Annotated in this window: 12 protein-coding genes and 1 pseudogene; 5 read left to right on the top strand and 8 right to left on the bottom strand. The window is 73.4% G+C overall.

Going from position 1 to position 13,070, the window contains the following annotated elements; all coding sequences use genetic code 11:
- A partial coding sequence (locus ACZ4FV_RS44395; protein WP_465326550.1) for a glycoside hydrolase family 15 protein occupies positions 1 to 222 on the top strand: 222 nt, incomplete at its 5' end.
- Positions 223 to 770: 548 nt separating this feature from the next.
- On the opposite strand, the gene ACZ4FV_RS44390 is transcribed toward ACZ4FV_RS44395, so the two are convergent.
- From ACZ4FV_RS44390 to steA, 5 genes are all read right to left on the bottom strand, one after another.
- Positions 771 to 1,904 carry a glycosyltransferase family 4 protein gene (locus tag ACZ4FV_RS44390; protein ID WP_395873786.1) on the bottom strand — a complete coding sequence of 378 codons (1,134 nt, stop codon included), beginning with the start codon at positions 1,902 to 1,904 and terminating at the stop codon, positions 771 to 773.
- Positions 1,888 to 3,681: a murein biosynthesis integral membrane protein MurJ gene (gene murJ / locus ACZ4FV_RS44385; protein ID WP_465326547.1), complete on the bottom strand. Its 1,794-nt coding sequence runs from the start codon at positions 3,679 to 3,681 to the stop codon at positions 1,888 to 1,890. Before murJ ends, ACZ4FV_RS44390 begins: the two co-directional genes overlap by 17 nt.
- A 70-nt stretch (positions 3,682 to 3,751) precedes the next feature.
- Complete coding sequence (locus ACZ4FV_RS44380) at positions 3,752 to 4,699, bottom strand: hypothetical protein (RefSeq protein WP_395873784.1); 948 nt, start codon at positions 4,697 to 4,699, stop codon at positions 3,752 to 3,754.
- Positions 4,696 to 5,817, bottom strand: a complete 1,122-nt coding sequence (locus ACZ4FV_RS44375) for a copper transporter (RefSeq protein ID WP_395873783.1) — start codon at positions 5,815 to 5,817, stop codon at positions 4,696 to 4,698. Before ACZ4FV_RS44375 ends, ACZ4FV_RS44380 begins: the two co-directional genes overlap by 4 nt.
- Positions 5,814 to 6,989, bottom strand: a complete 1,176-nt coding sequence (gene steA, locus ACZ4FV_RS44370) for a putative cytokinetic ring protein SteA (protein ID WP_395873782.1) — start codon at positions 6,987 to 6,989, stop codon at positions 5,814 to 5,816. The genes ACZ4FV_RS44375 and steA overlap by 4 nt, the downstream gene beginning before the upstream one ends.
- A 328-nt stretch (positions 6,990 to 7,317) precedes the next feature.
- On the opposite strand from steA, the gene ACZ4FV_RS44365 reads away from it, so the two are divergent.
- Positions 7,318 to 8,325 (top strand): sensor histidine kinase, encoded by a 1,008-nt coding sequence (locus ACZ4FV_RS44365; protein WP_465326544.1) that lies wholly within the window; start codon positions 7,318 to 7,320, stop codon positions 8,323 to 8,325.
- A 499-nt stretch (positions 8,326 to 8,824) separates the two neighbouring features.
- The gene (locus tag ACZ4FV_RS44360) at positions 8,825 to 9,511 is read left to right on the top strand and encodes a response regulator (RefSeq protein ID WP_395873779.1); all 687 of its coding nucleotides are present in this window, start codon (positions 8,825 to 8,827) and stop codon (positions 9,509 to 9,511) included.
- A gap of 40 nt (positions 9,512 to 9,551) precedes the next feature.
- Here ACZ4FV_RS44360 and ACZ4FV_RS44355 read toward each other — a convergent pair whose 3' ends face one another.
- Positions 9,552 to 10,226 (bottom strand): antibiotic biosynthesis monooxygenase, encoded by a 675-nt coding sequence (locus tag ACZ4FV_RS44355; RefSeq protein ID WP_402241791.1) that lies wholly within the window; start codon positions 10,224 to 10,226, stop codon positions 9,552 to 9,554.
- 278 nt (positions 10,227 to 10,504) lie between these two features.
- Here ACZ4FV_RS44355 and ACZ4FV_RS44350 point away from each other — a divergent pair.
- A pseudogene (locus tag ACZ4FV_RS44350) lies at positions 10,505 to 10,798 on the top strand (FCD domain-containing protein); the annotation flags it as partial.
- A 122-nt stretch (positions 10,799 to 10,920) separates the two neighbouring features.
- On the opposite strand, the gene ACZ4FV_RS44345 reads toward ACZ4FV_RS44350, so the two are convergent.
- Both ACZ4FV_RS44345 and ACZ4FV_RS44340 read right to left on the bottom strand, forming a co-directional pair.
- The gene (locus tag ACZ4FV_RS44345; protein WP_402241794.1) at positions 10,921 to 11,688 is read right to left on the bottom strand and encodes a hypothetical protein; all 768 of its coding nucleotides are present in this window, start codon (positions 11,686 to 11,688) and stop codon (positions 10,921 to 10,923) included.
- A complete protein-coding gene (locus tag ACZ4FV_RS44340) occupies positions 11,685 to 12,290 on the bottom strand; it encodes an RNA polymerase sigma factor (protein ID WP_465326541.1) in 606 nt (201 codons plus the stop codon). The genes ACZ4FV_RS44345 and ACZ4FV_RS44340 overlap by 4 nt, the downstream gene beginning before the upstream one ends.
- A gap of 294 nt (positions 12,291 to 12,584) precedes the next feature.
- Here ACZ4FV_RS44340 and ACZ4FV_RS44335 point away from each other — a divergent pair, with 294 nt between their 5' ends.
- Positions 12,585 to 12,986 (top strand): YunG family protein, encoded by a 402-nt coding sequence (locus tag ACZ4FV_RS44335; RefSeq protein WP_465326539.1) that lies wholly within the window; start codon positions 12,585 to 12,587, stop codon positions 12,984 to 12,986.
- The last annotated feature ends 84 nt before the right edge of the window (positions 12,987 to 13,070 follow it).

The raw sequence follows: 13,070 nt of genomic DNA, 5'->3' as shown, positions 1-13,070 counted from the left end.
GACGACCTGGCGATGATCGGCCGGGTCGAGGAGGCGCGCGAGTTGTTCGAGCGCCTGCTCGCGCTGCGCAACGACCTGGGCCTGCTCGCCGAGGAGTGGGACCCCCGACTCCAACGCCAGGTGGGCAACTTCCCCCAGGCATTCAGTCACGTGCCACTGATCGACACGGCCCTGCGGCTGACCGCGACGATGCGCGCCGAGACGGCGACCGACCAGGACTGAGCACGCGGGCGCGGGAGAGGCACGGCACGAAGCCGGGAGCGAGCGGCCCGGGCGGGTCCGGTGGGCACTGCGTGCAGGTGTGCGCATCGGTTTCCGGGTGGTTCCTTCGGACGCCATGACCCGCGCACGCTCCAGGACCGCAGCGACGGGCGACGAGCCGACCGGCTCGTCGCCCGTCTTGTCGTTGCCGTTCCTGCCCCGGGGCCGGCGGCGGCGCGCGCTCACCCCCGGCGCCCGGCGACCTGCCGGCGATCACCCCGCCCGCTGCCCGGAGTGGGTCCGGCAACGATCCCTGCTGCGCGACGCGGTCGAGCGCACCTACCCCGACGCGGCCGGTCGCCGCTTCGCGTGGGCCGGATCGACAAGGGATCGGCTGAGCGGGCGGGCGGACCGACGGAGGGTGCGCGGCGGCCGGGCGGGCCGGCCCCCCCGGTCACGGCACCGGTGGCGTGACCGCGACCCGTCCCGGTGCGCCGCGCGCCGGCGCGGCGCTCGGTGCGGGCCGCGGCTCCGGTGTGATGGTCGCGGGACGGCGAGGTGGCCGCGGGCTACACCGGGCCCAGTTCCTCGTAGATGCTCAGCACCTGGGCGATGGTCTCGCGTTCGTCGGGCCAGGTCGCGGCCTGGGCTCGGCCCGCCTCGACGAGTTCGGCGCGCCGGGTCGGGTCGGCGAGCAGGCCGCGGACCGCGGCGGCGAGCTCGTCCGGCTCTCCGGCCGGCACCAACACCGCCGCGTCGCCGACGAGTTCGGGGATGCCGCCGACCTGCGTGGCGACCAGTGCGACGCCGGTGCGCAGGGCCTCCTGGGCGACCAGCGCGCGGGCCTCCCAGTGGCTGGGCAGGACCGCGAGGTCGGCCGCGCCGAGCAGGTCGGCCACATCGGCGCGGTGGCCGAGCAGGCGGACCGGCAGCGACTCGGCGTCGATCCGGTCCTGGAGCGATTCCCGCAGCGGACCGTCTCCGGCGATCACCAGCAGCGGGGTCGGCTCGTCATCCAGCCACTGCCGCGCGGCGTCCAGAAGCACCGGGTAGTCCTTCTGCGGGGCCAACCTGCCCACCGCGACCAGCAGCGGCCGGTCCCCGGCCGCGAATTCGGCCCGGACCGCCGCCCGATCCCGTTCGGCCGGCGGCAGCGGCGGCGCCGACACGGGTCCCAGCCGGGCATCCCGCGCGCCGAGTTGCCTGGCCCGGTCGACCAGGTCGGTCGAGGCGCCCAGTACGACGTCGGCCGCCCGTACCGCCCGCCCCTCCAGCACCCGGGTCAGCGCGCCCTTCGCGCCGCCGACCAGGACCGCGTTGTGCAGGGTCAGCACCAGCGGCCTGCGTCGTACCCGATGTCGGCCGAGCGCGTTGCCCGCCGCCAGCCCCGCGCGCAGCCCGTGCGCGTGCACCACATGCGCCGGGGCGCAGGCCGCGCGCAGTTCCCGCAGCGCCGCCCGATCGGTGGGCCGGGGCCCGGACCCGATCTCGACCGGGCGAAATCGCGCGCCGGCGCCCGTGAAGTCGAAGTGCTCGTCGGTCGCGGCCGGGCCGCACACGGTCACCGCGACCCCGCGCCCGACCAGGCCGGCGGCCAGCGAGCGCACGTGCGCGCCGATGCCGCCGGTGGACGTGGCCAGGACCAGGACGGCCCGCAACCGGGCCGGTTCGGTGCGCTCTCGCGACTCAGTCGTCGTGTCCACGTCGCTGCTCCCCTTCCGATTCGGCCGTCCGCCGCCCGCGCAACGCGGCTTTGACAGCCTCGCCGACGGTCACGGAAACGACTCCCGCGAACACCAGGGTGCCCACGATGGCGGCAACCGCCGCGATGATCAACGTGAAGACGATGCCGCCCGTCCCGAATAGGCGCGACACGCCGAATCCGGCCGCGCCGGCGGCGACCGCGGCCACCACCGTGCCGGCCGCCGTCCCGGCCATCGACGTGCCCGCCAACGCCCGGGGGCCGGCCGTGCGGGCCACGGCGTAGGCCAGCAACACGCCGGCCGCGCTCATCCCGATCGAGTTGCCCAGGCCGAGCGCGGCCACCGTCCAGCGCGCGGGCAGCGCGAAGGCGAGGGCGACGTCGGCGAGTACCACCACGCACCAGCCGGCCACCACACAACCCGCGGCGGCGCGACCGTGGCCGGAGGCGTTCAGCGCGCGGCCCAGGTGCGCGATCAGCGCGTACCCGAGCAGGCCGGGCGCGAACGCGGCCAGCGCCCAGGCCATCTGCTCGGGCTCGGTGGAGCCGGCCATGAACAGCGCGAAGAATCGACCCAGCGGCGCGGCGGCGGCCAGCAGCAGCGCGGTGCCGAGCGCGCCGACCAGGAGCACGGTGCGGGTGGTCGCGGCGACGGCGTCCGCGAACGCGTCCCGGTCGCCGTCGTGCGCGTGGGCGCTCAGCCGCGGGAAGGCGGCGGTGGCGATCGGCACCGCGAGTACCGCGTGCGGGAGCAGGTAGACCATCCACGTGGTCTGGTAGACGACCAGGGATCCGTGCGTACCGCGCCCGTTGGCGAGCAGGATCACCGCGATCGTGGCGGCCTGCTGGGCGATCAGCGTCGCGACGCCGGCCAGCGCGAGGGTGCGCACCCGGCGGGCCACGCCGTCCGGGAAGCGCAGCGTGGGACGCAGTCGCAGGCCGGTCGAGCGCAGCGGTACGACGGTGACCAGCGCGAGCGCGAGGACGCCCGCGGTGGTGCCCAGCGACAGCGTCAGTTCGGCGCCGCGCGGCAGGTCGGCGAGGTTGTCGAGGTCGACGTCGTAGCGGCTCGCGAAGAGCAGATAGCTGCCGGCCACCACCAGGCTGGACACCAGCGGCGCGAGCGTGCCGGCCAGGAATCGGTGGTGCGCCTGGAGGATGCCGCCGGCGACCACGGCGATCCCGTACAGCGGCACCTGCGGCAGGAACACCAGCAACATCCGGGAGGCGACGTCCGCGACGCCGGGCCCGTCCGCCTTCCCGGCCAACAGCAGTTCGGCGATCGGGCGGGCGAGCAGCGCGCCCAGCAGCACGATCGGGGTCAGCACCAGGACGACCCAGGTCAGCAGCGCGGACGCGATCCGCCCGGCGTCCTCGCGCGCGCCCTTGGCCACCGGTCCGGCCAGCACCGGCACGACGACACTCGCCAGCGCCCCGCCGGCCACGATCTCGAAGACAATGTTGGGCACCGAGTTGACCGTGCTGTACACGGTGCCCAGGACGGTGTCACCGACCGTCCCGGAGAACACCAACTGCCGCCCGAACCCGGCCAGTCGGGCGAAAACGGTGACCACGGCCATCAACGCGGCGGCCCCGGCGAGACCACGCACGACGGCGCGCGAGCGGGTGGCACCGGCTGGGGTGGGGGCGAGTTCGGCGTCCGGGGGGATCGCGTCGGTGCCGGCGTCGGGGGGGATGGCGCCGGCTTCGCTCCCGGGGGGCGAGCCGTCGGCTCCGCGGCCATCCGACGGCGGGCAGGCGCCTCGGGTGTCGCTCACCTGCCGACCGTTTCCGTGCCGCTCTCGGACACGCCCCCTCGCGTGCCCGTGGGCCATCGATCGTTGCCGGTCATGCCGGTGCGGTGGCTCCCTCGGCGGCCGGCTGTCGGGGCGCCGGAGCGGCGGCCGGGCGACGGCCGAGCATATCGATGGTGTTCAGCGGCCGGTTGCCGGCGATGACCTTGGTGAAGCTGACCTTCTCGCTGGCCGCGGTGAGCGCGGTGAGCACGAGCGCCTTGGCCAGCAGGCCCTTGCGCGAGGAACCGGCGGCAAAGGCCACACCCAGAGCCGCGCCCAGCGCGTTCGCGCCCGCGTCGCCGAGCATCGACTTCTCGCCGAGGTCCTCGGGCAGCAGCGCCGCCGCCGCGCCCAGCGGCGCCGCCGCGAGGGCTGCCGCGGGGCCGCCGCGGAGCAGCCGCGGAGTGCCCGAGATCAGGACCGCCTTGGCCGCGCGGCCCGGCCGCAGGTCGAACAGGTTGATCAGGTTGGCCGTACCGGCGACCACCACGCCCGCGAGCAGCTTGTCCACCGGCCGCCGCTGCACGAGCGCGCCGGCCGCGAGACCGGCCGCGCCGAGTCCGACGATCTTGAGGCCCCCGCTGGTCACCTCGCCCTTGGCGAGCGCGCCGAGGTGGCCCTTGAACCCGCGCCGATCGCTCGACCCGGCCATGTCGTCGTAGGTCCCGAACCCGGCACCCGCGACCGCCGCCAGCACGCCGGCCGCGCGCCACCGACCGGGCACCCCCGGGGCGCACGCGGCGGCGACGGCCGTGCCGACCGCCGTCGCGGGCCCTTCGAGCAGGGTCAGTACCTCGCCCCGGTGGTTGCGCCGCTCCCACAGCGCGGCCTCGCCCGGCGGGCGGCGGGTCAGCGCGGCGTACGCGGCCCGGGCCGCACCGGTCGCGGCCAGCGCCGTCACCAGCCGACCCGGCCGACCCCGGTGGGTGTCGCCGGGGGCCGCGGCACGGCCGGCTACACGAGCGGTGGCACCAGCCGGGGCGGCGGCGGCCTTCGTCACGGCGTCTCCTTCTTCGGCAGCTCCGGCAACGGACCGTCGGTGGTGCCCGTCGTCCCGTATTGACCCGAACTGCCCTGCTTGTCCTCGACCACCAGGGACCACACGACCGCGACCTGACCCACTGGCGTGTCGGCGGTGTCCACGGTGGAAACGGCCTTGGCGGTTTGATCGTTACGGCGCAGCGCCCAGATCACGCCGTTCTCCTGCGCGGCGGACGCGGTGCCGGCCATGACCGTACCGCCGTCGCCGCTGTCCAGGGCGCGAGCGAGCGAAAGATGAATGTTGTTGATCCGGCCCGGATCGTCCCCGCCGGTGGCGCCCGAAGGCGCGACGATCACGACCAGGTCGGCGCCGGTGGCGGGGTTGTCCTTGATGTCCACGAAGCCGGCGTCCTTGAGCTTGGTCAGCGTCTCGGTCGCGGCCTGCGTGTTGTGCGTGGCGGGGGTGGTGGTGCCGTTGTTCTGGTTGGTGGTGCCCTGGCCCGGGGTCTGGCCGCTCGGCGGCGCGGAGGTGGTCCCGGCTCCGGTCGTCGGCGCGCCCGACTCGGGCGCGCCCGGCGTCGAGCCGCTCGCGGGCGGCTGGGTCGACGCCGGCGGCGAACCGGGCGTACCGGTCTGCACCGGCGGCAACTTCTCGGTGATCGCGCCCGCGAGCACGCGCGCGGCCCGATCGGTCGCCGACCCGGTCGGGAAGGCCGCCGCGTTGGCGCCCAGGGCGGTGACCAGGTCGCTCTCGCGCTTGGGGTCGGTCCAGGCGCCCTTGACCGCCACCTGGCCGGTGACCGTCGCGGAGGCGCCGTCGAGCAGCTTGACCGTGCTGTCGGTCAGCTTGGTGTCCGCGCCGGGCAGCGCGACCACGACCGCCTTGTGCCCGGCGAGCCGGCCCTTGGTCAGCTCGGGCCCGACGGTGTTCATGATGCCGTTCAGGTACCTCGTACCGGCGTTCGCCCGATCGAGTTCACGACGCAAGCCTTCGTTGTTCCGGGCCAGGTCCTGGACCTGCGTGTCGAGCCCGGAGACGGCCGCCTCCTTGAGGAAGGACGCGCCGAGCACCAGCCCGACCGACAGGGCCAGGAAGACCGCGATGATGGAGACGACGTGGTATCTGAAGTCGATCAACTGAACAGTCCCTGGAGCCAGTAGACGAAGGCGTCCCACTGCGCCCCGAACACGTGGAAGTACGCGCGACCGAGCGGGGTGACCCGCACGGTGACCGCGATGGTGACCAGCGCGGCGAGGCACAGCATGAGCAGCGATGTCGTGGAGATGCGGCTGCGGTACAGACGGCTGACGCCCTTGGCGTCCACGAGCTTGCCGCCGACCCGCAGCCGCGTGAGGAAGGTGCTCGCCATGCCGGCCCGGCCCTTGTCCAGGAACTCGACGAGCGTGAGGTGCGTACCGACCGCGACGATCAGGCTCGCGCCGCCGTCGTCGGCGAGCAGCATCGCGATGTCCTCGCTGGTCCCGGTGGCGGGGAAGGCGATCCCGTCCACACCGAGCTCGTCGAGGCGTTCCATCCCGGGGGCGCGCCCGTCGCGGTACGCGTGCACGATGATCTCCGCGCCGCAGCGCAGCGCCTGGTCGGACACGGAGTCCATGTCGCCGACGATCATGTCCGGCTTGTAGCCGGCCTGGAGCAGCGCGTCCGCACCGCCGTCGACGCCGATCATCACCGGGCGGTACTCCCGGATGTACGGCCGCAGCGCGGCGATGTCCTCGCGGTAGTGGTAGCCGCGGACCACGATGAGCACCTGACGGCCGTCGATCCGGGTCCGGATCTCGGGGACGCCGACGCCGTCGAGGAGCAGTTCGCGCTCCTCGCGGATGTACTTGAGGGTGTTCTCGGCGAACGCCTCGATCTGCTCGGACAGCCCGGCGCGGGCCTCCTCCATCGCGGCCGCGACCGATTCCGCGTCGAGCAGGGTGCCGACGGCGATCGGGTCGTCGCCGCGGTAGAGGACGTTGTCCTCGACCCGGACCAGCTCACCCTCGCGGATCCGGTCGAGCACGCTCCCGCCGACGGCGTCGAGGAGCGGTACGCCGGCCTCGACGAGCAGTTGCGGCCCGATGTTGGGGTAGCGCCCGCTGATGCTTTCGGCGGCGTTGACCACGGCGGCCGGCCGGCACTTGACCAGCGCCTCGGCGGCGACGCGGTCGAGGTCGCCGTGATTGATGATCGCGACGTCTCCGGGCCGCAGGCGCTTGGTGAGGTCCTTGGTACGCCGATCGACCCGGGCGAACGAGCCGGTGTCCTCGGTTTGCCGTCGACGACGAAGCGCGGGAATCCTCACCGGCGCAATCCTGCCATGCACAGTATTTGGCGGTGGCCGCCGGCCGCTCTCTCCTCGCTCGCTCGTCGATCACCGGTCGACGATGAAGTCGTGGGCGCCGACGCGCAGAGAGGCGCCCGAATTCGCAGCAGCCCGGGGGTGGGGGCGCGGCCGGGTCGTGGGGGCGGAGCCGAAGTGGGGGCGGATGAGGGGCGCGAGGAGGGGTGAAACCGAAGCGCGGCTGTTACACGACGCCGGTGGAGCAGCGCACACGACATGGGCCGCGGGGTCGCGGCAGGCCACGGCGGCGCCCGTGAAACCCCACACTCCGCACGTGACGGTTGGCCGGGTGGGACATGTCCCACTGAGTGTCCCGGCGACCAGTGCGGCGGCGCGGCGGCGGGCGTCCGCGTGGTTCACGCTGCATGCGCTCGTGGGCGGTGTCGTCGCGGGCACCTCGCTCGCCGCGCCGCCCGGGGGTGTGGTGTTGCTCGTACTGCCCCTGGCCCCGGCCGTCGCCGACGTCTTCCCCTGGGCCGAACCCGCGCACGCGCTGCCGATCGCGTGGGTGCCGGTCGGCCTGGCCCTGCTCGTCCTCCCCCTGTTCGTATCCGCCGCCGCCGGCGCCTGGCTGGCCCGCCTCGCCCCCACCCTGCTCGGCCCGACCCCCGCCGACCGCCTCGCCCTCGCCGAGCAACGCGCCGAACGCCTCGCCGAACGCACCCGAATCGCCCGCGACCTGCACGACTCGGTCGGCCACGCGCTGAGCGCCGTCGGCATCCAGGCCGCTGCGGCCGGCCGGCTGCTGGAGCGCGATCCGGCCTTCGCCGCCCGGGCGCTGGCCGCGATCGAGGACACCGCACGCGAGGCGGTGGCCGAACTCGACCATGTTCTGGGCCTGTTGCGCGAGGAATCGGACCCGTCCGCCGCGCCCGTACCGTCGCTCACCAACCTGGCCGACCTGATCGCCCGCACCCGCGCGGCGGGCGCCGACGTAGACCTCGAACTCGACCTCGAACCCGAACTCGGCCGCGACCTCGAACCGACGGGGGGCTTGGAGGGCCTGCCGCGCCTGGTCTCGCGCGAGGCGTACCGAATCATCCAGGAGGGATTCGGCAACGTCTTGCGGCACGCGGGCGAAGTCCCGGTCCGACTCCGCATAGCGGTCGCCAGGGGCGAGTTGGGCATCGACCTGAGCAATCCGCTCGGCTCGGCCCGGGCCACCCGACACGGCGGCGGACGCGGCCTGCGCGGCGCAGCCGAGCGAATCGCCGTACTGCGCGGCACCTTCACCGCCGCCCCCCACGACGGCCACTGGCACCTGACCGCCCGCATCCCCCTGGAAGGCCACTCGTGACCAAGACCCACACGCGTGCCGACCACCGCCGAAGTGCCGCCGCCACAGGCCGCCGCCCGCGCACCCTCACCGCCGGCCCGCACCGACGCCGGCGACACCCCGACCACGCCACCCCACACACCACGCCCGCCGCCGCAACCGGCCCCGCACCGCCCCCATCGGGCGACTCCCCGGCCGCACGAAGACGGGACGCGTACCGCATCTCCTCGGGGGCGTCCCTGTGAGCGACCCCGAGCCGACACCGACAAACAGCGCGGTCCACACCGTCGCGACGGCCGGCCCCACCGTGATCGATCGGGCGCACGTCGCCGTGGAGGCTGCTGCCGTGAGCCGCGGACTCTCGGAGACGCGGTCGTGACCCGGCCCGAACCCGGCCCGATCGCCGCCGACGACGGCGGAATTCCCGCCATGCCGGCCCGCGCGCCATGGTCATCGGCGCCCGGCCCGCGCCGAATGGCGGCGGCGGGGAAGCGGGTGTGCGTCGCGACCGCTTGGAGGTATGTCCGTGAACGAGCCCGTGCGCGTGTTGATCGCCGATGACGAGAGCCTGGTTCGTGCGGGACTCCACGCGATCGTGGCCGCCGAGCCCGACCTGGCTGTCGTCGGGGAGGCCGCCACGGGTGTGGAGGCGGTGGCGAGGGCGCGGGAGTTGCGGCCGGATCTGGTGTTGATGGACGTTCGGATGCCGGGCCTGAACGGGATCGAGGCGACCGCGCAGTTGCTGCGCGAACCGTCGGGGTCGCCGAAAGTTCTGGTGGTGACGACGTTCGAGAACGACGAGTACGTCTACGACGCGTTGCGGGCCGGAGCGCACGGCTTCCTGCTCAAGCGGGCGCGCGCGGAGGAGATGGTGCACGCGATTCGGACCGTGGCCCGAGGCGATTCGTTGTTGTTCCCGACCGCGATCCGCGACTTGGCGTTGAGCCGGGCATCGGCCCGGGAGCGGAGCCGGGAACTGCGTACGCGGATCGACCGGCTGACCGCGCGCGAGCAGGAGGTGCTGCGGTTGATCACGGCCGGCCTGTCGAACACCGAGATCGCCGAACGGACCGCGCTGGGGTCGGAGACGGTCAAGACGCACGTGGCCCGTGTACTCGGCAAGCTCGGCGTCCGAGACCGCACCCAGGCGGTGATCGCCGCGTATGAGAGCGGATTCGCCACGACGGGGCGCGGGGGCTGGGAGTAGGTCCCTTTGTGGCGACTCCGGGAGCGGGTCCCTTGCCGGCTCAGGCTGTGGGGCGGTGCAGGCTCTTGCGCAGGTGGTAGGCCCGGGTGTCGAGGGAACGCACCCCCGGGAGAACCGGGTCGGGTGGGTCGGACGGACCGGTGGCGGCTCGGGACGCGGCGTAGGACTCCGCGTCGGCCCACTCCGTGTAGGCCATGCCCCGGGTGCCGTCGAGGTTGATGTGCACGTGGGTGGCGATCGGGCCCGGGGCGTGGTCGCGTACCGCCGTCGCCAGGGTCAGTTCGGCCCAGCGGCGGGCGGCCGGTGCGGTGTCGGCCTCGATGTCGTCGATCACGATCAGGGTCGGGGTGGCCGGGTATTCGGGGTGGATCGCGCTGCCGGTCAGGCGATAGCGGATCACGCCGGGGCGTTCGATGCCGGGTATGACCTCATCGATGCCTCGGACGAGCTTCGGCCGCGTGGTGCGCATGAAGGCCCGGTGCTCGTCGTCGCCGGTCCACTGGGCGTAGTTGAGGACGCGCTCGCCGTCGGTACTCACGAAGCAGTTCAGGGTGAGGAAACCGGCGGGCCACGGAACGCCCTCCCACTCGGCGATCGTCGCGTCCACGGCGGCGCGTTGGCGCTCCGGCGTGTGCACGATCCAGGGGCTGACCAGGATCGTACCCACGTCGGCCCGGCGAACCCGGGGCAGCGCATGGTGCGGTGTAGCGGTCACGGAGACTCCTCGACTCGACCTCGACGGCAGAACCCACCCCACGGTGCAACTTCAACCGCCCTTGAGGTCAAGCCCGGCACGGCGCCCGGCCACCACCGCAGGCGGCCGCCGTGGCGCCGCTGCGGATCGAGTACGACAGACCAACGGTCGGAGCGCGTACGCCGAACCCGACGAGCAATACGCCAAACGCACCACACACGCGCCCCCGACAGCAACACCGCGCCAACGGCGCCCACCCGGCCCCTGACAGGCGCGGCCGGCCCCAGGCCCCACGTCCTCTCTTCCACCGCACCCTGCTGGAGGGTTGCGGCAACCCCGTACTCCTGGAGACCTTCGACCGCATGTGGACCGCGAGCGAACTGGCCCGCCGCTGGTCGGCCCACCGCTCCCCCGACCGGGACGGCATCGACGAACACCGCCGACTCGAGGAAGCGGCGCCGGCCCGTGACGCCGACACCGCAGCTGCGGTGCTGCTCAAGCACCTCACCCGAACCGCGACCAACCTGACCGGCTGTGCCCACCCCGACCCCGACCCCGGACACGACACCACGCCACACACCGGACCGGCGTAGCGGTCACGTCCCACGCCGACACTGCACCTCACGGCGTCGGCGGAGCCGCGTCGGGCCCGAAGCCGCGCTGCCGACGCCGCCCCGCAGGCAAGCCGGGCGAGCCGGGCGAACCGCGGGCCGAACTATCGGCCGGGCAAGGGACCAGCGGGAGTTGCCGACCCGGCCGGAGCGGGTGGCGGGGTCGGGCCGTCGTCGAAGGTCGGGCCCGTCTGACTCGGGTCGTCGACCAGGACACAGGGACCCACCGGGCCATCGGCGAGCTGGTAGAGGGTGGTGCTTCCAGCGCTGTCCGAGTTGTGTACGCGTCGGCCGTCGCGAAAGCCCGGGTCGGGGAGGTCCTTCGCGTTGACCTTGAAGAGAGTGGCGGTGAGCACCAACGTGGCGTCCGGGGGGATGAGCTCCGGGCGTACCTCGGTCCAACGGTGGCTGTAGAACTCCAGTTCCGCGTCTGTCATCAGCCGGCCCTCGGGCGATGGGAGCCAGTGATAGATCGCGTTCAGGTCGTCGTTCGAGATGGGGCGTTCGGTGAAGCGGCCGGCAGCGCACTTCTTGCCGTAGGGCACGTAGTCGACGACTGCCCGCAATCCCAGGTCCCGGAAGCGCTGTTCGAGGCCCTTGGGGTTCCGGAACTCGTCGACCTTGAACAGGATCCCGCCATCGGGCCGCTTCACCACCTCGAAGGGCTGGGCCTCGGCCGAACCACCGCTGAGCATCGGCACACCGACCCCGATCCCGGTCGCGAGCACCGCCGAGGCGGCCAAGCCGTAGACCGCCCGCCTGCGCCGGCGAGAGGTCGCGGGGCGCACCGGTGGCGGATCGGTCGCCGGCACACCTCCCTCGGCGGCGAGCGTCTTGAGCTCCTCCAGCGCGCGTTCCTCGAAATTGATCATGCCTTCGCCTCCGCCTGTACGTGTGCGCTCCGGGTCTCTCGGTGGGGCTCCGCCGACGGCGAGCCCAGTTCCTTCGCGAGTCGTCGCCGCGCCCGGTGCAACCGCACCCGCGCCGCGACCGGCCCGATGCCCAGCACCCGAGCGGCCTCGACGACCGTCATGCCGTCGACGCTGACCAGTTCGACCACCGAGCGGTCGTCCTCGGACAACCGCTCGATCGCCCGGTAGATGTGCCGGGCCGCCGATGCCGCGTCGAGTCGCTCCTCCAGTCGCAGGATGTCGTCCTCGTCCAGCCACCGACGGCCCGCCATCCGCCGCGACGCGTCGGCCTCACGCGCCGAGCGACGACGTTCGCTCGCGACCACGTTGCGGGCAACCCCGTACAGCCATGCCAATTCGCCGCCCGGACCGCCCCGATAGCCCCCCGCAGAGCCCATCGCGGCGATGAAGACCTCGACGGTCAGATCGGCGGCCGACTGTGGGTCGTCCGCCCGTCGGGCCACGAAACGCCCCACCGCGTCTATATGTCTGCGATAGAACGCCTCCAGGAGCGCCGGGTCCCCGGCGATCCCTTTGACCGCTTGCACATCCGGTCCGTCCAAAATGGGCTCCTCGCACCGCGCCGATGTTGTCGCCTGTCACCTCTCTTGTGGCGGGTGGCACCGAGAGCGTTACAGGTCCCGACAGGAGCTCCGACCCCGACACGGACCCGGCGTGTACACGGACACGAAAGCGCGCACATCCACATACACATACGCATCCGCGCGGCGACTGCTGTCCGCAGAAGCCGTCGTACGGCGACGACGACTCCACGCGACGATCGAGCAGATGGACCGCACCGCATGCCCGCGGCGATCGTGTGACGCGCTGTCGGCGGCGGCTGCGATGCTTCCGACGTGCCCCCTTGGAACCTGCTCGTCCTCGACAAGGCCCTGCGCGCCGGTTGGGCCGCCGACACCTGCTCTCCCGACAACCAGGCCGACTGGCTTCCCGACAACCCTGCCTGGGGCCACTGCGACATCACGGCCTTGATCGTCCAGGACATCCTCGGCGGCGACCTCCTGCTCGGCGAGGTCCACCTCGACGGGGACCAACATGGCTTCCACTGGTGGAACCGCCTGCCCAGCGGCATCGAACTCGACCTGACTCACGAACAGTTCCGGCAGGGCCAGGCCGTTACCGAAGCCCGCGTCGTCCCACGCCCACCGGGCCTGCCACCCCGACGCCGCGAGGAGTACCTGCTCCTGCGCGAACGCGTCACCAAACACCTCGGCCACCTACCGCCCCCCGCCGCCTGACCACCCCGGAGGCGGCGCCCGGTCGACCCCGCCCCAGCCCGCCGAGCGAAGCGACGCGCCGGACGTTCGGCCGCGCGGGGTTCG

This window comes from Embleya sp. NPDC025285 (assembly GCF_055558835.1).
The sequence above is the reverse complement of the archived record's forward strand: the minus strand, read 5'-3'. Positions and strand labels throughout refer to the sequence as shown.